The following is a 17752-nucleotide window of genomic DNA, read 5'->3' on the forward strand; positions in this document are numbered from 1 at the left end:
TATAGATCGTTTTTAATCACAATACAAATCTCGTTTCCCATCATAGACCTCCCAAAGGAAGTTCAATTGTTCTTCTGTATTGCGCTTGGTAGAAAGAGCAGGCATTTTTTCTCTCTCAAAAAAGGCAAGGTCGGAAATTTCCTGGTTCTTTTCAAAATTTCCATCTAATAATTCACATTCAAATACCAATTTCACATATTGGCGACTTTGCAATTGGTAGCGATTGGTATCAAATACTGCCAACAATCTGATTACACGCGCAGAATAGCCCGTTTCTTCTTGGATTTCCTTTAAAATGTTTTCCGTCGGAGAATAGCCAACCTCACCAAAGCCACCCGGCAAGGCCCAGGTCTCTTCTCCCTGACCTTTCACCAGACAAAGTTTTCCATCTTTGACAATCCATGCCCTAACATCAATCAAGGGAGTGTCGTAATGGTCTGTCGGTCTAAACAAATCCGATAATTCTTGTGGATTCAAATCAGTCGCTTCTCTGACAAGATCCTGTAAAATGGCACGAATATCCTGATAGCGCTCTTGATCAAATGGATCTTTTGAGAACGCTAAGCCTGTATTGGTGATTGAAATCAAGCGCTGAATGTTCTTTAGTACATTATTACTCGCCATTCTCCAACTCCTCTACCAATTTGGCTAGATTCATGGAATTACTTCCCTTGATGAGGATTTGGTCCTGCTCTTTTAAGCTTTCCTTGACTTGTTTGACCAGGTCCTCAAATTGATCTTCCTCAGCGGTCTTTTTGAAATAATAGACATGTCCGAGTGGGAACATCTGGCTCGCTAATTGAGCCAAGCCCGCAATGTCTTGACCGTAGAAAATCACTGTATCCAAGACATCCGGTGACAGGCTGAGAATCATTTGGTTGTGCAGATCAATGGATTGCTCCCCTAGCTCTTTCATATCTGCCAAGACCGCTAGCTTGCGACCATTTGGATTGGCAGGAATGGTTGAGAAGGTTTCTAAAATCAGGCGCATGGCAGTTGGGTTGGCATTGTAGACGTCGGATAGGATATCCGCTCCATTACCTGCCTTCTTCCATTCTGTGCGGTTCTTAGTAAGCTCTAGGCCTTTAAAGCTTGCACGGATAGCCTCTTCGCTCACCCCTTCTTTTAAGGCAACATAGGAAGCGATCATGGCATTGGTCGCATTGTATTTGCCTGTTACAGGCAGGTCAATGGCTTCTTCTAAAAAATTCGCTTCAAAGGTCAGGCTGTCCTTGCGCTCGTCCAACTTGGTAATGCGGATGTCTGCTCCTTCACCAAAGCGCACAAGCTCTTGTTGGTTGGGTAAAAAATCCTCTACAATCGGATCGGCCGGTACTAGAAGCAAGCCACCAGCTGGCATCCCGTCCGCAATTTGCAATTTCCCTTTAGCGATTTCTGTGCGATCTTTGAAAAACTCCAGGTGAGCTTCCCCAATGAGGGTCACGATTGCTGCTTTTGGATGGGCAATTTCTGAGAGGAGATGGATATCTCCCAGATGGTCCTGTCCCATTTCAAGGACAAGTTTCTCTGTTCCTTCTGGCATATGGAGAACCGTGTAAGGAAGGCCAATCTCGTTATTGTAGTTCCCTTGTGTTTTATAGGTTTTATAAGTAGTAGATAATAATTGAGCCAACATATCTTTGGTCGTTGTCTTACCGTTTGAACCGGTGACCGCCAAGACATCTACTTGACTCTTCTCCAAAACATATTGTGCTAATTTTTGAAAGGCCCCTAGAACATCATCTACCAACAAATACGGGTGGCCTTCTACTTCTTTTTCAGACAAGGTCGCTACAGCCCCGTTTTCAAAGGCGGTTTCAATAAAATCATGCCCATCACGCGCCACCTTGAGAGGGACAAAGAGGTCCCCCTTACCAATAAGACGACTATCAAATTCTGGCTTCTGTAAATCAAAATCTTCAAATTGACTGATATCATTGCGAACAGCCAGGACACGAGCCACTTCGTGCAAGGTTACATTCATGGTATTCTCCTCTAAAAAGTGGGAGCAGGAAGAAAAGCGACTCCTCTATGAGTTGACTTCATCTCCCACTCCCGCTAGGAACAGTTCCTTAAAGTAAGTGCGCTTCACGCTTTTCAAAGGTTTCTTTGGCTAATTCTACCAAGCGCTCGATTAAATCAGGATAGGCCAAGCCCATGTTATCCCAAAGTAAAGGATACATAGACCATTGGGTAAAGCCAGGCATGGTATTGAGCTCATTCAAGTAGATGCCCCCATCCTCTGTGTAGAAGAAATCACAACGGGAGAGACCTTTGCCACCAATGGCACGGAAGGCTAGTTCTGCATTATGACGCATGGTCGCAGCAACTTCTGCAGGAATTTCAGCTGGAATCGCCATCGTAATCTTATTATCGATGTATTTGGCTTCGTAGTCATAGAAGGCTACATCTTTGACCACCTCACCAGGGAGGGTGCTCTTGACATCGTAGTTGCCTAACAATCCCACTTCGATTTCGCGGGCTACGACACCTTGCTCAACCAAAACACGGCTATCGTATTTAAAGGCCAATTCCAAAGACTTGCGAAGTTCTGCTTGGTTCTCTGCTTTTGAAATCCCGACACTAGAGCCCATATTAGAAGGCTTGGTAAAGACCGGATAGGTCAATTCCTTTTCGATTAAGGTAATCTTGGCCTCTAGGTCATCTCCTTCAAGGACAGCCACATAAGGAACTTGTGGAATCCCTGCAGATTCTAGGACCCGTTTGGTGGTAATCTTGTCCATCGCCACACTAGAAGAAAGGATATCACATCCCACATAAGGGAGTTTCAATACTTCTAGGAAACCTTGAACCGATCCATCTTCTCCCATTGGTCCATGAAGGACTGGAAAGACAACCGCTCCTTCTTGGTAGATGCTGCTCGGAGTTGCTTTAGCGTCCCAATCAATGGTTTCATTGGTCATCAAGCGTTCTGTTTCAGCAGGTTTCTCTTCAAAAGTTTGCGTCTTGATGAAGTCTCCAGCCTGAGTAATGAAATAGGTCTCAACAGAATACTTGTCATAATTGATCGCCCGCATGACGCTTTCAGCTGAAAGCACAGACACTTCGCGCTCTGCGCTACGGCCACCATAAAGAAGTACAATTTTTTCTTTTGCCATTGTTTGGTCCTAATCCTTTTTTTAATTTTGTGCTTCCTAATTGACTTGTCAGAAGCACTCCTCACATACGAGTTCGTCCCTCTAGTATACCACACTTTAAAAAGAAAGAAAACGAGAGAGAACACCTAAAAAACAAAAAACCGGAGGCTTTCCTCCAGTTTCTGTAACCGCTTATAACTCGGTTCGATTTTCAATAGCTCGAAGAAGGGTCACTTCGTCCGCATATTCGATATCGGCTCCGACAGCTAATCCACGTGCTAGACGGGTCACTTTGATGCCAGCTGGTTTGAGGACGCGTGAGATATACATAGAAGTTGCTTCCCCATCTGCTGTTGCATTGGTCGCCACAATCACTTCTTGGACCTCATGATCCATTAATCGTGTGATCAAGGACTTGAGGTTAATATCATCTGGTCCGACTCCATTCATGGGCGAAATCAAGCCATGAAGGACATGGTAGCGACCGTGGTACTCCTGAATATTCTCCATGGCTGACACATCTCGACTATCTTCTACCACTAAGATGGTCGATGGATCGCGCGTCTCGTCTCGACAAATGGCACACTCTTCTTCATCTGTTAGGTTCCCACAGATGGAACAGTAGCTTAATTCCCGCTTTGCTGACAAGAGATTCTTGGCAAACTCATTGACATCGTCATCACTCATTCCGATGGTATAAAAGGCCAGACGAGTTGCTGTTTTGATCCCAATACCAGGGAGCTTCGAATAACTTTCAATTAATTTTGCGATAGGTGTTGGATAGAGCATAGCTTCCTTTCTAATTCATAGGATGTTTTTGCTGGTAGAGATTGATAATCTCTCTGGTAATACTGTGACTAACAGTCGCTTGGAGATTGGTATTGTGAGGGAAGACGACTGCCACCGCAATCTGAGGATTTTCAGATGGGGCATAGGCGATGACATTGGTATTTACAGCAGGGGTCCCACCATTTACAAATGTTTCTGCAGTCCCGGTCTTCGCACTGATTGGAACAGCAGCTCCTTCTCCGATGGTTTTACCAGTTGTTAAGCCACTGGTTCCGTATACCACCTGATAAAAACCTTGTTTAATGATAGCTAGATTTTCGGGTGTCAAAGCTACTTGATTGAGTTCTTTTGTTGCAATCTCTTCTTTCAGAGGGCCCAAACCTCCCTTGGCATCATTCTCATAAATCCCTTGAACCAGGTGTGGCGCCACGCGTTTCCCATCATTGGCAATGGTTGCAACATATTGAGCCAACTGCATAGGGGTATAGTTATCAAACTGACCAAAGGCGTCTGTTAGGTAATTACCAATCGTGAACTCTTTGGGAACATAGCCAGTTGATTCATTCGGAAGGTCAATTCCTGTCTCTGTTCCCAGACCATAAGAGGCAAAGGTCGAACGCAATTTGTTCATAGCTGGATCCAATTGGTCTGTCTTCAAGCTCATGTTTGGCTGATAGGGTTGGCCCATCAAATCAAGAGCTATCTGCACCATATAGGTGTTGGAAGAATATTCTAACGCTTGGACCGCATTGATTTCTTGGCTTCCAAACTGGGTGAACCAAGAAGTGATAGGAGCTGAACCAGAAAAGGAAATTGGTTGATCCAATAGGACTTGATTCCCAGAAATCACCCCATTTTCCCATCCTGCTGTCAAAGTCGCTGCTTTCACAACCGATCCTGGAACAAAGACGTTGGTCACTGTCCCTAAAGCATCAGGGGTCAGATCTTGTGAACCTGCTTCATGTTTCATCCCCGCCATCGCAAGGATTCTACCCGTTTTTGGATCTAAGGCAACAGCATAGACCCCTTCTGAGTAGATGGCATTGCCAGCGGCCAATTCTGCCTGGAAGGACTTCTTCAAGATGTCTTCCACTCCTCTTTGGAAATCCAAATCAATGGAAAGCTTGATATTGTTCCCTTTGCTTCCTTTGGAGAGGGTTTTGATTTTTTCAACATTGCCATTCTTGTCCAAATGGATTTCTTTTTCAACCCGTTCTCCTTGGAGGACAGACTCATATTGTTTTTCTAAATAAGAAGTTCCGACGCGATCATTTAAGGCATAGCCTTTTTCCAAATAATCGTCCACATCTTCAGCTGGAAGACCGGCTTGCTCTGTCGACACACTACCAACGATGGAAGCCAAAGGACTATCAACCACTTTTCGATCCCAACTCGTGATCACTTCAAATCCTGGAAATTCTTTCAAATGATCTTTGACCGTCGTTACTTGCTCATCGGACATCGGATCCGTCACAATCGTAGCACTAGCAAAGTTTTCAACCGCATTCATTTGGCTGAAGAGATAGATGGCTTTCTTTTCTTCTTCCGTATAGCCCAATTTGGCTGGGTCAATACTGTCCACCGCATACTGGTAGATTTTCGCTTCTGGAAGTGGGTTGCCATCCGTATCGATGCGTTCCTCCTTGGGCAGTTTGTCCACTACTTCTTTATAGACTTCGGTGTTTGCGAGATAAAAGTCGATTTCTTGACGCTTGCTGACTTGAGGGTTTGACACGCTTACGTAATTTAGGAGAAGCTGTGCTGTTTGACGCATCTCTTCTGCAGTAAACTTATTGCTACGCGTAAAGGATAAGACCTTCTTATCGACATTCTCTACCAGTGGCTGACCAGAAGCATCATAAATCTGTCCCCGGAGACTTCCCCTTGTTAAATGTTTTTTTGTAGCTTTTGCTAATTTTTGCGTATAAAAGCCTTGATGAGTAATCTGCATATACCCTAGTCGAGCAATTAAAATCAAAAAGAGGGTACAGACTATACTGAATAACAAATAAAGTCGTCTAGTAATCCACCGATTATCAAATTTTCTCACCTTAGCATTCGCTTTTTTTGAACGTTTAGATTTTCGAGCCATACCTCTCCTTTCATCTTGATTCTCAATCCCAGCCCCTCTCAACACAACCTAAAAATAGGATAAATTTAGAGAAAATCTGAGGAATATTTCCATTTTAAACTCAACTTCCATTATAGCACATTTCATCCAGACGCGAGTCGCTAGACCAGATAAAAAAATAGCTATTCTGAACTCCTTGTCAACTATTCTTTCAGCAGTGTGAACAATACAAACATCTTTTTACTAAAAAGCGGATCCTTCCTCAAATCACAAGAAACAGGAGACTGGATATTTTTTGGTATAATAGAAGCATCGACAAAGTTAGTAAAGGAAACGATATGAAACTAATCTCATGGAATATTGACTCATTAAATGCCGCCTTGACGAGTGACTCTGCACGCGCGAAGCTCTCGCAAGACGTCCTCCTTACCTTGGTTGCAGAGAATGCGGATATCATTGCCATTCAGGAAACAAAATTATCTGCCAAAGGACCAACGAAAAAACACTTAGAGGTCTTAGAAGAGCTGTTCCCTGGATATGAAAACACTTGGCGGTCCTCTGTAGAACCAGCCCGTAAAGGCTACGCAGGAACCATGTTCCTCTATAAAAAAGAATTAACACCAAGGGTAACCTTCCCAGAAATCGGTGCTCCTTCTACCATGGACGTCGAAGGTCGGATTATTACCCTTGAATTTGATGACTTCTTTGTGACCCAGGTCTATACTCCGAATGCTGGGGATGGGCTCAAACGCCTAGAAGAACGCCAAATCTGGGATGCCAAATATGCAGACTACTTGGCAGAACTAGACCAGCAAAAACCAGTTCTGGCTACAGGCGACTACAACGTAGCCCACAAGGAAATCGACTTGGCCAATCCAGCCAGCAATCGTCGTTCCCCAGGATTTACCGATGAAGAACGGGCAGGCTTCACGAACTTGCTAGCCAAAGGGTTCACTGATACCTTCCGCCACTTGCATGGGGACCTTCCAGATCAATATACTTGGTGGGCACAACGTAGCAAAACATCTAAAATCAACAATACAGGCTGGAGAATTGACTACTGGCTCACTTCTAACCGCATTGCAGACAAGGTGACCAAGTCAGCTATGATTGACTCCGGCGCCCGTCAAGACCATACACCAATTGTCATGGAGATTGATCTCTAAGGAGAAAACGAATGGACTATCAAGCTGTCATCCCTGAATTTGTCGTATCGGATATCGAGAAATCGCGTCACTTCTACTGCGACTTATTGGGATTCTCTATCCAATACGAGCGTCCAGAGGAAAAATTTCTCTTCCTTTCGCTTGAAGACTGCCAGCTGATGCTAGAAGAAGGCAAGGAAGAAGAATTAGCCCAACTGACCTATCCTTTCGGGCGCGGTGTCAATATTTCCTTTGGCATTAAGGATGTCCCTCAGCTCCACCAAAAACTGCTGGAAGCCGAATATCCCATCCATCGTCCGCTGACAAAAAGAGAATTTCGAGTGGGAGATAGCTTTATCTATCCTCAGGAATTTGCGATTTTGGATCCAGATGGTTATTTTTTAAGATTTAGCGAATAAGAAAAAGGAGGCGATGAACTGCACCCCAAAAGTTAGACAGAAAAAATCTAACTTTTGGGGTGCAGTTCATCTTCAATTTTTTTCTTTTACTAAAGAAAATTTAAAAAATTCAAGAATAGCATTAAGTCAGCATTTCCAAAAGTTTTCACTATATGGTGGGATATCTCTATTAGGGCAATTTAAAAATTGGAGATTCATTCTTAGTTTACTGTGCCCGATTTTTTTATAAACATATCTAATTTAACCAAAAATGTTCCTTGAGGAGTGTTTATGATAAAATAAGGATTATGGACAAACCATCCAGCTGCAAAAACTATCATTACAGAAAAATGAGAAACCATATTCGATAAACAAACAGTGTCTTCAAAGACAAGTTAAAGAGAAAATATGACGGATTTTTTTCTAGGATGAAAGGATCAATAGGTTCAGAAGGGAGAAATATGCTAAATATCTTTGTATTAGAAGATGATTTTCTACAACAAACACGTATTGAAACAGCAATCAAGAAATGTATGACAGATCATCATCTAAAGTATAAATACTTAGAGGTATTTGGGAAGCCAACACAATTGTTAGAGGCCATCAAAGAGACAGGAAATCACCAATTCTTTTTTTTAGATATTGAAATTAAAGGGGAAGAAAAAAAAGGAATGGAAATTGCGCGTGAGATTCGTGAAAAAGATCCTAGCGCTTCAATCGTATTCGTAACGACTCACTCAGAATTCATGCCCGTTACCTATCGTTATCGTGTCTCCGCTTTGGATTTTATTGATAAAGGCTTAAATGATCAGGATTATCAGGAAGCGATCTCATCTGTTTTGATACATGCTGCTGAGAACGTCAATAAAACAATAGGGGAGGATTCCTTCAGCTTTAAATCAGAGCATTCTCAGATTCAAGTCCCTTTCTCAGATATTCTATATTTTGAGACATCTTCGACAGTTCATAAGGTCGTTTTAACAACTAAAAAAGGACACATGGAATTTTATGGTAAAGTCTCAGATATTGCTAAAACCGACAAGCGACTTTACCAAAGTCATCGAGCTTACGTTGTAAATCCAGAGAATGTCGTTCGTATTGATAAAGCAAATCATATTGTTTACTTTGAAAATGATGAATCATGCTTTGTATCACGTTTAAAACTGAAGGGGCTAGTTGAAAAGGTAGATAAAAAATGACTCTAGAGTTTGAAGGTGTGTTTTTTGTTAGTTGGTTAATAAGGTTAGTTATTTTTCAACAAATTAGTTATTCAAAATTTAAATTACCATATTTGTTTTTAATACCTGCCCTACTGACATTGATTGAATACTATTATTATGATGTTGTCTTTTGGGGAGAAATAGTATTTTTACCTTCCATCACTTTCTTTCTAAAATCTCGAGAAAGATGGAATTGGTTACAATACATATTCTACTGTTTTTTTACTTTAACAATTTTTGATATGTTGAGCAGTCTATCATCTATCTATTTCCAGTTTTTATTTAGAGTATCAGAGGAAGTTTTAGATAAAAATATATGGATGGATTGGATACCGATACTTTTAACTTTTCCTGTATATATTATATTTTTTAAAATTTTTCGAATTAATATCAAGTTGTTATCGAAAGAGGTTAAGAATGATAAGTTCTCAGTAGTAATTAAAATTTTTACTATAACGATGATAATCTATTACCTCTTAAGTTATATACTCTCAAGTATACCTACACTTGAATATGCTGGTTTGCTTCCTACCCATATAGACGATATATACTACAAAAGAATAGTTATCTTCAGTTACGTCCCTATCTTTTTAGGTTTTCTATTTTATATCCAACACATTATTAAAGAAAATATCAATATAGAAATTCAAAAGATGAAAGATTCACAGATAGATTCAATAAGTAAATATAGCAATCACATTGAATCTCTTTACAAAGAAGTGAGAAGCTTTCGTCATGATTATACAAATATATTAGTCAGCTTAAATGAATCGATAAAGAAAAGAGATATAGATGGAGTAGAGAGGATCTATAATGCTGTACTGAAAGAGTCTGATAAATCCTTTTACAATAGTCAATACGACATTGCTAAACTTGTTCATTTAAAAAACCTAGCAATGAAATCGGTTGTATCTGCAAAATTGATTGAAGCACAAAATCGAGGAATTGATGTATCGGTAGAAATAGCTGAACCTATCGGAACTCCTCAAATAGATTTAGTCGATTTTATTACGATACTATCTGTCTTTTTAGATAATGCCATAGAAGCTGCAGTTAACGCAGAAGCTCCAAGAATTAGTTTTACTTACTTTCAAGAGAATGAAAACAAAATTTTAGTTATCTATAATACCACTGCTGACTATAAGATCCCTACTAAAAATATTTTCCAATATGGAGTCTCAACCAAAGGAGAGGGACGAGGTATCGGTCTTTCAAATGTCAAACAAATCCTTTCCAAATATCCTAAAGTCACTTTAGAAACAAAAAGTATAGATCATGAATTTACTCATGAATTAAAGATGTACGAAGGATAACTTTAAAACTAGAATAAATGGTCTGTTTTTTATAATTCCTTTCATTATAAAAAACAGACCATTTATTAGATTGATCATTTCTTTTATTAAATTTGAAATATACTGTTGTGTGTAAGAACTTAGAAAACGAAAACCGAGTTACAATTGTTTAGTGAACTCACCCACATTCTGTTTATGATTATAGTTAGGAGAACTAGCCCATGTTTAATAGATTAACAAGCTCTGTATTTCAGTCTATCTTGAAAAGGAGAGATACGAAGATCTTCTTATCCTTTTGTCTATTACCTATCCTTGTTCCATTTTTGGCAGGAAATATGGAAGATATGAAAACCGACTATACAAATAGTTTTTTATCTTTCTTTGATATCACTCTTTTAACACAGTATCGTTTAACAATCCCAGTACTCATTTTTTCCATATTGATTTCTTCCGTTTTTAGAGATGAAATTGATAGCAAGATCATGTTTTTATACAAAGATATTAAGCGTTCTAAAATTTTCAACGCAAAAATACTCGGACTATTTTTAGTTTATATCCTCTATTTATTTGGAACTTTTTTTGCAACTTTCATTACTTATTATGGCATTATGTTACCTAGATTTGGAGTTGATTCTAACTTCTTACCTTCAAGCTCGATTTTAGTAGAGAAATCTATCTTGTCAATTCTTTCTGTGGTTTTACTTAATCTTATAACAACCGTCATGGTTGCGATGGTTTCCATCAAATCTAAGACCTTAGTGGCTGTTTTAGTAGGAATCTTCTTCACTTTATTTGCATTCACAGCTCCCTTACTGATTGGAGTAAAGTATGTGATTCCAACCACTTATGCAAATGCTTTACAAGCAGGTGAGTTCGGTTTAACGCTGTTAATCATCATTGGCTTGTCTTGCATTTACTTCTTACCTAGCTATTTCTCAGCTAGAAAGAATTTTGAAAGAATAGAGTTTTAAAAAGAGCAAGCTGACTCATTTATTATTTATAAAAATTGGAAAGGAAACTAGATATGCTAAAAATTGAAAGTATTTCAAAAAAATTTGTTGGGAATGACTTTTATTCACTCAAAGACGTCAGTATGGAAATCAATAAGGGGGAGATTGTAGGTCTTATTGGTAAAAATGGTGCGGGTAAATCGACACTCATGAAGTTGATGGCAAAATCACTAAAACCAACTTCTGGACTTATTACCTATAATGGGATCGATATTCATAGTAAAGACAATGTATTAACAGACTTTGGTATTATGATCGATCCAGTATTCTACCCAGAAATGTCCGTTATTGATAACCTGAAATTTTATCTACGTTTACATGGTAAAGAAGATTTGTTTTCAAATATTGAACCAACTTTGAAATTGGTAGAACTATGGGAAGCTAGAAATAGAAAACCAAAAGGATTTTCTTTTGGTATGAAGCAAAGGACAGCCTTGGCAATTGCTTTGGTTGCCGAACCAGACTTCCTTATCCTAGATGAACCATTCGTTGGACTAGATCCGATTGGTGTTCAGAAATTAATTGATATTTTGAAAAAATGGTCTAATGAGAGACAAATCTCAATGCTTATTTCTAGCCACCAATTAGGAGAGCTAGAAGCCTTGTGTGAACGTTATGTCTATATTGAGGCAGGGCAGTTAGCAGACGCTTTTGACGGTGCAGCTTCTCCTAGTTTGCTTGTGTACTTGAAGGAGACTAAGAATCTTGAAGGGATTCAGTCTTTATTAAGTGATGACGTCATTCTAGAAGGCAGCGTTTTAGATATTTCGACAAACATATCCTCTGAACAGGTTAATGAGATTTTTAAAATATTAGGAAATCATACCTTGATTGAGAAGATAGAGGTGAAAGAGAACCACCTAAAAGAGATCTTTACGAAAGGACAGTAACATATGAAACAAATCTTACCTGCCATTTTCACATCTGTCTGGAAGCGTAAAGAAACCAAGATTTACCTGCTATTCGTTTTATTTCCAGTTATCTTTCTTCTAGCTTCCTTTTTTGGAAAATCTAATTTCATGCAAATTTCCGTAATAGGAGATAATAGAGTAAGTGGGATAGCCTTTCTAGATATGATGATCAGTTCAGCAGATTCATTTATCTTACCTACTCTTGCAATCTATTTCTTGACAATTTCTGTCTTTAGACGAGAGATAGATGATCATACTATGTTCCTATATAGAGATTTAAGCCGTAAGAACATATTTTTTTCAAAATATCTTAGTTTACTCTCAATCTTGGTACTATTTTATATTCTATTTACCTGTGTTTCTACAACAGTCTATTTCACCAGGGTCGTTCAGTTTCCTTTTGCGTCGAATACCTTTTTTGATAACGATTTATCTATTACTTTATCAACTCTAGAGGATATTTTTGGAATCTTTTTAAAAGACATTTTTTCAGTAACTATCGCTTCTGTGTTATGCCTTTATTTAAAAACTGGCTCAACCATAGTGGTAGCTATTATTTTAACAATTGCAAGCATGATGACTTCCATGATTGGCGGAGGCATTGCAATGCTTTTCCCGAATGGATATAACAGATTGCTTAATGACGACATTTTGTCCACTCCACAAGCATTCTTGGGAGCACTGGGCATTACCATCGTTTATGCCTTTATTCTCTTAATCATTGGTTCCAAAAAGTTTCAAAATTTGGAGTTTTGATGTGACAGGACTTGCTACCTATAATCTAATGACGTATACCTTGTCTACAATGTACGATTGAAAGATACACGTTTCTCTTTATCATCAAAAACTCTAAGCAGGCTCAGCCTGCTAACTCATGACAGAAAAGAAAGTTCGTCTTATAATGAAGGTGAACAATACAAATCCGTGGTCTTTAATAAGGCTTTGCCTAGCCTGTATCAAAAACTGGATGAATAAGAGTCATGAGATAACTCGAATATGCCTTGAGCATGAAAATAAAATTACTAATAGCCTCTTGTTCTATTGTTCAATATGTACTGACCCCTTTTTCAATAGGGAAATATGAATTGATAGACCTGTAAATTCAGTGGTAAAACCCTTTGTTAAACCCTATGAAATCAACATGTCAAAGAACTTTGATAGCCCTTTTTTATAAAATTGAGTAGAATGAAATCAGGAAGCGAGGAAATCTTATGCAAGTCGGAAAACAAATCCAGCACTATCGTAAAGAGAAAAACTTATCTCAAGACGAATTAGCTGAAATCATCTTTGTCAGCCGTCAATCCATTTCCAACTGGGAACGCGGCGCAACCTACCCTGATATTCAAAACCTGCTCTTACTAAGCAAGGTCTTTGAAGTGTCATTGGACAAACTAGTCAAAGGAGATTTGGAAACCATGAAACAAATTATTCACGACCAAGAATTTATGCGCTATCAAAAAGATGAAGTGGTCTTTAGCTTACTGCTAATTGGCAGTCCTATCATCAGCACTCCCCTAATTCTTTATTTGGATGGATACGGCATCGCTATTAGTTGCTTGATTCTTGCTGTCGCTATATTCTACGCCCTACGCATTGAAAAATTCAAGAAAAAGCATAATCTTCGTACTTATCGCCAGCTTGTCGCCTATGAACAAGGACGCAGTCTGAGCGAGATTGAAGAAGCTGAAGAAAGGGGTAAAGCTCCCTACGAAGGAATCCTCATTCCTATTCTATTTGTCCTTGGAATTGGCGCTATTACTCTACTGATTTCTTGGCTCTTACTTACTTTCTTCCCTATCAAATAAAAGCGAAGTCATTAGACCTCGCTTTTTAACTGTCTTTAAAGTTATACAATTGCGGATAGTGATCACATTCAGGATTTTTAGGATGACAGATAGCCCGTCCAAAATAAATCATGGCTTGATGGGCAGCCAGCCATTCGCTCTTTGGCAGAACATCCATGACTCGCTTTTCTACCTCTAGCGGCGTTGCCGACTTTTTTACGATATCATGGTGCTTGCAGATGCGCTCTACATGGGTATCAACAGCAAAGGCAGGAATTCCGAAACCGACACTCATGACCACATTGGCTGTTTTACGTCCCACTCCGGCTAAACTCTCCAGTTCCTCCCGTGTCTGAGGGACTTGGCCATCAAAGTTGTCCAACAATTGTTGGGCACATTTTTTGAGAAACTTAGCCTTATTGCGATAGAGACCTAATTTGGAAATATGCTTGGCAATGTCGGCTTCACTAGCGACCGCCATGGCTTGAGGAGTTGGGAAGGCTTCAAACAAGGCGGGAGTTGCCTTATTAACCGCGGCATCCGTTGTTTGAGCAGAGAGCATCACCGCTACTAATAATTCAAAATGATTGCGAAAATCCAAACTTGGCTGAGCATCCGGAAAGAGGGCAATAATTTCTTCAATCACATGACGTGCCCGTTTTTTTGATAAGACCATAACTTCTCCTTTGCATTACTAGAATCTATTATAGCATGAAGAACCAGTTACTTTACAGAATCAGCTTAGCAAAATAGGACTAGCTAAGGGCTAGTCCTATTATCTTAAGCTTTTCTATACTAATCTCTTCAAGAAAGTCATCAAGGTTTGAGCAGAACGCTCGCCAGCCTGAACGATAAATTCATCAAAAGAGATATTAGCTGCGTGATCTGCCGTATCACTCATAGCCCTAATAACCATGAAAGGACGGCCAGCTGTATGAGCCGCTTGGGCAATAGCTGCCCCTTCCATCTCAACGGCCAATACTTCTGGGAAATGTTCCCTAATCGCTGCGACTTTTTCTTCACTCGCGATAAAGCTATCCCCAGTCGCAATCAGGCCAACATGGGTTGGTGTTTGTTCCTCAGCTAGCACTTTTTTCATCTCTGAAACAAAATAGCGGCTGGATTCAAAGTAAAGAGGTTGCCCTGCCATCTGGCCATACTTATAGCCAAATGCTGTCACATCCACATCATGATAAGCCAATTTGTCTGCAAGGACAATATCTCCAACAGCCATCCCTGGTGCAACGGCACCTGCAGAACCTGTATTAATAATGGCTTCCACCTTAAAATCGTTGGCCAACACAGCCACACTCATGGCTGACATGACTTTTCCGATACCACTTTCAACCAAGACCACTTCATGGCGACCAATCGACCCTGTATAGTAGACCTTTCCTAGGCGAAGGTGTTTCTCTCCGTTCTGCAAAGCTTCCACTAAGATTTTTAATTCTTGTGGCATGGCCGCAATGATTCCAATTTTCATAATCGTCACTCCTTTGGTAGACGCTGCTTATAAGCGCCAGATTGCAAGAATTAACAAGATGAGGAGCAGGATGACCCAAAATAAGATCTTATTCAATTTTGATTGAATCACCTCATCTTTTTGGTTCTCAATCCGACGGCTCTTGGTCACTGTAGGTTGGACTCTGATTGGAATGGTCTCCTGAGGATAGGATGCTCCATGTCCACTATCTCCTTCCCCTGAGATCACTGGCCGTTCATAACCAAAGCCTCTGTTTCCTGTCGGGAGAATTTTTGTTTCTTCCTCATCAAAGAGCGGGGGACCAGAGATTGCTTCTCCTCGGTTTGCCCGCTCAATCATTTCATCTGTTAATAAAGGTTTTCCCATTGGATCCTCCTCTATTTATTGGATAATTCCCAGTACTGAAGCGCCATAATGGTCTTGGCATCACAGATTTCACCAGCTTGGATCAAGTCTTTAGCCTCCGTCAAGGTCACTTCTAGCAGCTCTAAGGTCTCATCTGCATCTTGAGGGCGAGGATTTTCCACTTTTTTCAAATTGGTCGTAGCATAGAGTTTGATCCGCTCGTTGCAAAACCCAATGGCAGAATAAAAATCATACAACAACTCTAGATCCGCTGTGTAACCAATTTCTTCTTCCAATTCACGCAGAGCAGCTGCTTGAGGATCCGCATTTTCACCCTTTTCCAACTTCCCTGCTGGGATCTCTACAGAAGTCCTCTCGATCGCCTTACGGTACTGCTTGACCAAAATGGTCTTGCCCTCATCTGTGATCGGTAAAACTGCTACTGCTCCATTATGAAAAATCAAATCACGCTGCGCTTGACCTTTCCCGTCGGGCAGTTCCACTTGATCTGTAACCACTTGGAAAATCGGTCCTTGATAAATCTCCTTGCGCTCAATGGTTTTTTCTTCAAATTGCATGAAAATCTCCTATTTATTTTTAGGATGGTGGGGAAGACGAGTTGCGTACTCATCCTTATTGACTTGACGACCACGACCAATTGCAATGGCATCTGCCGGCACATCCTTGGTAATGGTAGAGCCAGCCCCGACTAGAGAATTATCTCCGAGCTCAACTGGCGCAATAATGGTCGAATTTGAGCCAACAAAGACATTGTTGCCAATAAGGGTCTTGTATTTATTTTTCCCATCATAGTTGACGGTGATGGTTCCTGCACCAAAGTTGACGTTGCTACCAACTTCACAGTTGCCAATGTAGGTCAGATGACCAGCTTTGGTATTTTCGCCAATAGATGAACCTTTGACTTCGACAAAGTTCCCGATATGGACATCTTTTGCCAGGCTAGAACCAGGACGTATATGAGCGTATGGTCCTACTGTTACACCATCGGCTACTGTGCTTTCTTCAATCATAGAGTTAGTAATAACGGCACCCGCACCGATTTCACTATCCACGATATAGGTTCCATTGGTTAAGACTGTCTCAGCCCCAATTTTTGTGTGCCCTTTTAGGGTAACATTAGCTTCGATTTGTACCTCAGGAGCGATTTCGACATCGATATCGATATAGGCTGCATCAGGATTGACAAAGCTCACTCCATTGACCATATGAGCTTGGTTAATGCGACGACGCATGATGCCTTCTGCTGTCGCAAGGGCCACGCGGTCGTTAACCCCAAGACTTTCATCAAAGTCTTTGAGCGTATAGGCTCCAACTTTCTCTCCTGCTTCACGGAAAATCCCAATCACATCTGTGATATAGTATTCACCTTGAGCATTGTTGGTGTTGATATTCTTCAAGGCTTCAAAAAGGCGGGCATTGTCAAAAACATAAGTCCCTGTATTGATTTCTTTGATTTGCTTTTCAAAATCTGTCGCATCTTTTTGCTCGACGATGCGAAGCACTTCTGCATTGTCATTACGGACAATCCGGCCATAACCAAATGGATTCACTGCTTCGGCTGTTAAAATCGTTGCCACATTTTTGTGGTTGATATGAAAATCGATCAAGTGTTTGAGGCTTTCACCCGTAATCAAAGGTGTATCCCCTGCGATGACAAGGGTGTGGCCTTCAAGAGCTTCCAAGACTGGCTCTGCCATCATAACTGCATGACCAGTTCCCAATTGTTCGGTTTGTTTGACAAACTCTGTTTGTCCAGCTAAGACTTGTTCCACCAATTCAGCCTTGTGGCCCACAACCGTTACAGTCTTTTCGGGTGAGATGGCTCCAACACTACGGAAAACATGTTCCAACATAGAGATCCCAGCAACCTTGTGTAGAACCTTCGGCAAATCTGATTTCATACGGGTACCTTTTCCCGCTGCTAAAATAATGGCATAATTTGGCATATACATTCTCTTTTCTGTACAATATCGCTTACATTATACCATTTTTTAGCCCTTTTGGAAAATTAGATCCGAACCAAAGGGAGTGGGAAAGAACTTCGACTAATTAAACAAAAGTTGAAAAGGTTCCCCAAACCTTTTCAATTTTCCCACCCCGCACAGCTCCAACAGTCTGGGAGACTGTTGGAGGTTGCAGATAAAGAAAACATTGTTTTCCATCTTCATAGGTCATCTTTGGAGCT

At 40.4% G+C, this 17752-nt stretch carries 18 protein-coding genes; 8 read left to right on the forward strand and 10 right to left on the reverse strand.

Going from position 1 to position 17752, the window contains the following annotated elements; all coding sequences use genetic code 11:
* Positions 1 to 12: 12 nt before the first annotated feature.
* The 5 genes from HMPREF9421_RS08910 to pbp2b all read right to left on the reverse strand — a co-directional run bounded on the left by HMPREF9421_RS08910 (position 13) and on the right by pbp2b (position 5979).
* Complete coding sequence (locus tag HMPREF9421_RS08910; RefSeq protein ID WP_006596691.1) at positions 13 to 624, reverse strand: NUDIX hydrolase; 612 nt, start codon at positions 622 to 624, stop codon at positions 13 to 15.
* A complete protein-coding gene (locus HMPREF9421_RS08915; protein ID WP_006596692.1) occupies positions 614 to 1984 on the reverse strand; it encodes a UDP-N-acetylmuramoyl-tripeptide--D-alanyl-D-alanine ligase in 1371 nt (456 codons plus the stop codon). Before HMPREF9421_RS08915 ends, HMPREF9421_RS08910 begins: the two co-directional genes overlap by 11 nt.
* Positions 1985 to 2072: 88 nt before the next feature.
* Positions 2073 to 3119, reverse strand: a complete 1047-nt coding sequence (locus tag HMPREF9421_RS08920; protein WP_006596693.1) for a D-alanine--D-alanine ligase — start codon at positions 3117 to 3119, stop codon at positions 2073 to 2075.
* A 171-nt stretch (positions 3120 to 3290) separates the two neighbouring features.
* Positions 3291 to 3887, reverse strand: coding sequence for a recombination mediator RecR (gene recR, locus HMPREF9421_RS08925; protein ID WP_006596694.1), 597 nt, complete (start codon positions 3885 to 3887; stop codon positions 3291 to 3293).
* Positions 3888 to 3897: 10 nt separating this feature from the next.
* A complete protein-coding gene (gene pbp2b / locus HMPREF9421_RS08930) occupies positions 3898 to 5979 on the reverse strand; it encodes a penicillin-binding protein PBP2B (protein ID WP_006596948.1) in 2082 nt (693 codons plus the stop codon).
* A 317-nt stretch (positions 5980 to 6296) separates the two neighbouring features.
* On the opposite strand from pbp2b, the gene HMPREF9421_RS08935 reads away from it, so the two are divergent.
* The 8 genes from HMPREF9421_RS08935 to HMPREF9421_RS08975 all read left to right on the forward strand — a co-directional run bounded on the left by HMPREF9421_RS08935 (position 6297) and on the right by HMPREF9421_RS08975 (position 13739).
* Positions 6297 to 7124, forward strand: a complete 828-nt coding sequence (locus HMPREF9421_RS08935) for an exodeoxyribonuclease III (protein WP_006596696.1) — start codon at positions 6297 to 6299, stop codon at positions 7122 to 7124.
* 11 nt (positions 7125 to 7135) lie between these two features.
* Positions 7136 to 7522 (forward strand): bleomycin resistance protein, encoded by a 387-nt coding sequence (locus tag HMPREF9421_RS08940; protein WP_006596697.1) that lies wholly within the window; start codon positions 7136 to 7138, stop codon positions 7520 to 7522.
* A 440-nt stretch (positions 7523 to 7962) separates the two neighbouring features.
* Positions 7963 to 8700, forward strand: coding sequence for a response regulator transcription factor (locus HMPREF9421_RS08950; RefSeq protein WP_040803104.1), 738 nt, complete (start codon positions 7963 to 7965; stop codon positions 8698 to 8700).
* Complete coding sequence (locus tag HMPREF9421_RS08955) at positions 8697 to 10034, forward strand: sensor histidine kinase (RefSeq protein ID WP_006596699.1); 1338 nt, start codon at positions 8697 to 8699, stop codon at positions 10032 to 10034. Before HMPREF9421_RS08950 ends, HMPREF9421_RS08955 begins: the two co-directional genes overlap by 4 nt.
* A 200-nt stretch (positions 10035 to 10234) precedes the next feature.
* Positions 10235 to 10984 (forward strand): hypothetical protein, encoded by a 750-nt coding sequence (locus tag HMPREF9421_RS08960; protein WP_006596700.1) that lies wholly within the window; start codon positions 10235 to 10237, stop codon positions 10982 to 10984.
* A 53-nt stretch (positions 10985 to 11037) separates the two neighbouring features.
* The gene (locus HMPREF9421_RS08965) at positions 11038 to 11913 is read left to right on the forward strand and encodes an ABC transporter ATP-binding protein (protein WP_006596701.1); all 876 of its coding nucleotides are present in this window, start codon (positions 11038 to 11040) and stop codon (positions 11911 to 11913) included.
* A gap of 3 nt (positions 11914 to 11916) precedes the next feature.
* A complete protein-coding gene (locus HMPREF9421_RS08970; RefSeq protein WP_006596702.1) occupies positions 11917 to 12690 on the forward strand; it encodes a hypothetical protein in 774 nt (257 codons plus the stop codon).
* Positions 12691 to 13145: 455 nt separating this feature from the next.
* Positions 13146 to 13739: a helix-turn-helix domain-containing protein gene (locus tag HMPREF9421_RS08975; RefSeq protein ID WP_006596703.1), complete on the forward strand. Its 594-nt coding sequence runs from the start codon at positions 13146 to 13148 to the stop codon at positions 13737 to 13739.
* 25 nt (positions 13740 to 13764) lie between these two features.
* Here HMPREF9421_RS08975 and nth read toward each other — a convergent pair whose 3' ends face one another.
* The 5 genes from nth to glmU all read right to left on the reverse strand — a co-directional run bounded on the left by nth (position 13765) and on the right by glmU (position 17513).
* On the reverse strand, positions 13765 to 14394 hold the full coding sequence (gene nth / locus HMPREF9421_RS08980) for an endonuclease III (protein ID WP_006596704.1): 630 nt from the start codon (positions 14392 to 14394) through the stop codon (positions 13765 to 13767).
* A gap of 114 nt (positions 14395 to 14508) precedes the next feature.
* Positions 14509 to 15201, reverse strand: coding sequence for a 5'-methylthioadenosine/adenosylhomocysteine nucleosidase (locus HMPREF9421_RS08985; RefSeq protein ID WP_006596705.1), 693 nt, complete (start codon positions 15199 to 15201; stop codon positions 14509 to 14511).
* Between the two features lie 27 nt (positions 15202 to 15228).
* Complete coding sequence (gene macP / locus HMPREF9421_RS08990; RefSeq protein ID WP_006596706.1) at positions 15229 to 15567, reverse strand: cell wall synthase accessory phosphoprotein MacP; 339 nt, start codon at positions 15565 to 15567, stop codon at positions 15229 to 15231.
* 11 nt (positions 15568 to 15578) lie between these two features.
* Entirely contained in the window at positions 15579 to 16124 is a 546-nt protein-coding gene (locus HMPREF9421_RS08995; protein ID WP_006596707.1) for an NUDIX hydrolase, read from the reverse strand.
* Positions 16125 to 16133: 9 nt separating this feature from the next.
* Complete coding sequence (gene glmU, locus HMPREF9421_RS09000; RefSeq protein ID WP_006596924.1) at positions 16134 to 17513, reverse strand: bifunctional UDP-N-acetylglucosamine diphosphorylase/glucosamine-1-phosphate N-acetyltransferase GlmU; 1380 nt, start codon at positions 17511 to 17513, stop codon at positions 16134 to 16136.
* Between the last annotated feature and the right edge of the window lie 239 nt (positions 17514 to 17752).

Source organism: Streptococcus australis ATCC 700641 (genome assembly GCF_000186465.1).
GTDB classification, from domain to species: Bacteria; Bacillota; Bacilli; order Lactobacillales; family Streptococcaceae; genus Streptococcus; species Streptococcus australis.

Excerpts from the sequence above, each read along its gene's own strand:
- HMPREF9421_RS08910 (WP_006596691.1), bottom strand. The coding sequence starts at position 624 with ATGGCGAGTAATAATGTACTAAAGAACATTCAGCGCTTGATTTCAATC.
- HMPREF9421_RS08915 (WP_006596692.1), bottom strand. The coding sequence starts at position 1,984 with ATGAATGTAACCTTGCACGAAGTGGCTCGTGTCCTGGCTGTTCGCAAT.
- HMPREF9421_RS08920 (WP_006596693.1), bottom strand. The coding sequence starts at position 3,119 with ATGGCAAAAGAAAAAATTGTACTTCTTTATGGTGGCCGTAGCGCAGAG.
- recR (WP_006596694.1), bottom strand. The coding sequence starts at position 3,887 with ATGCTCTATCCAACACCTATCGCAAAATTAATTGAAAGTTATTCGAAG.
- pbp2b (WP_006596948.1), bottom strand. The coding sequence starts at position 5,979 with ATGGCTCGAAAATCTAAACGTTCAAAAAAAGCGAATGCTAAGGTGAGA.
- HMPREF9421_RS08935 (WP_006596696.1), top strand. The coding sequence starts at position 6,297 with ATGAAACTAATCTCATGGAATATTGACTCATTAAATGCCGCCTTGACG.
- HMPREF9421_RS08940 (WP_006596697.1), top strand. The coding sequence starts at position 7,136 with ATGGACTATCAAGCTGTCATCCCTGAATTTGTCGTATCGGATATCGAG.
- HMPREF9421_RS08950 (WP_040803104.1), top strand. The coding sequence starts at position 7,963 with ATGCTAAATATCTTTGTATTAGAAGATGATTTTCTACAACAAACACGT.
- HMPREF9421_RS08955 (WP_006596699.1), top strand. The coding sequence starts at position 8,697 with ATGACTCTAGAGTTTGAAGGTGTGTTTTTTGTTAGTTGGTTAATAAGG.
- HMPREF9421_RS08960 (WP_006596700.1), top strand. The coding sequence starts at position 10,235 with ATGTTTAATAGATTAACAAGCTCTGTATTTCAGTCTATCTTGAAAAGG.
- HMPREF9421_RS08965 (WP_006596701.1), top strand. The coding sequence starts at position 11,038 with ATGCTAAAAATTGAAAGTATTTCAAAAAAATTTGTTGGGAATGACTTT.
- HMPREF9421_RS08970 (WP_006596702.1), top strand. The coding sequence starts at position 11,917 with ATGAAACAAATCTTACCTGCCATTTTCACATCTGTCTGGAAGCGTAAA.
- HMPREF9421_RS08975 (WP_006596703.1), top strand. The coding sequence starts at position 13,146 with ATGCAAGTCGGAAAACAAATCCAGCACTATCGTAAAGAGAAAAACTTA.
- nth (WP_006596704.1), bottom strand. The coding sequence starts at position 14,394 with ATGGTCTTATCAAAAAAACGGGCACGTCATGTGATTGAAGAAATTATT.
- HMPREF9421_RS08985 (WP_006596705.1), bottom strand. The coding sequence starts at position 15,201 with ATGAAAATTGGAATCATTGCGGCCATGCCACAAGAATTAAAAATCTTA.
- macP (WP_006596706.1), bottom strand. The coding sequence starts at position 15,567 with ATGGGAAAACCTTTATTAACAGATGAAATGATTGAGCGGGCAAACCGA.
- HMPREF9421_RS08995 (WP_006596707.1), bottom strand. The coding sequence starts at position 16,124 with ATGCAATTTGAAGAAAAAACCATTGAGCGCAAGGAGATTTATCAAGGA.
- glmU (WP_006596924.1), bottom strand. The coding sequence starts at position 17,513 with ATGCCAAATTATGCCATTATTTTAGCAGCGGGAAAAGGTACCCGTATG.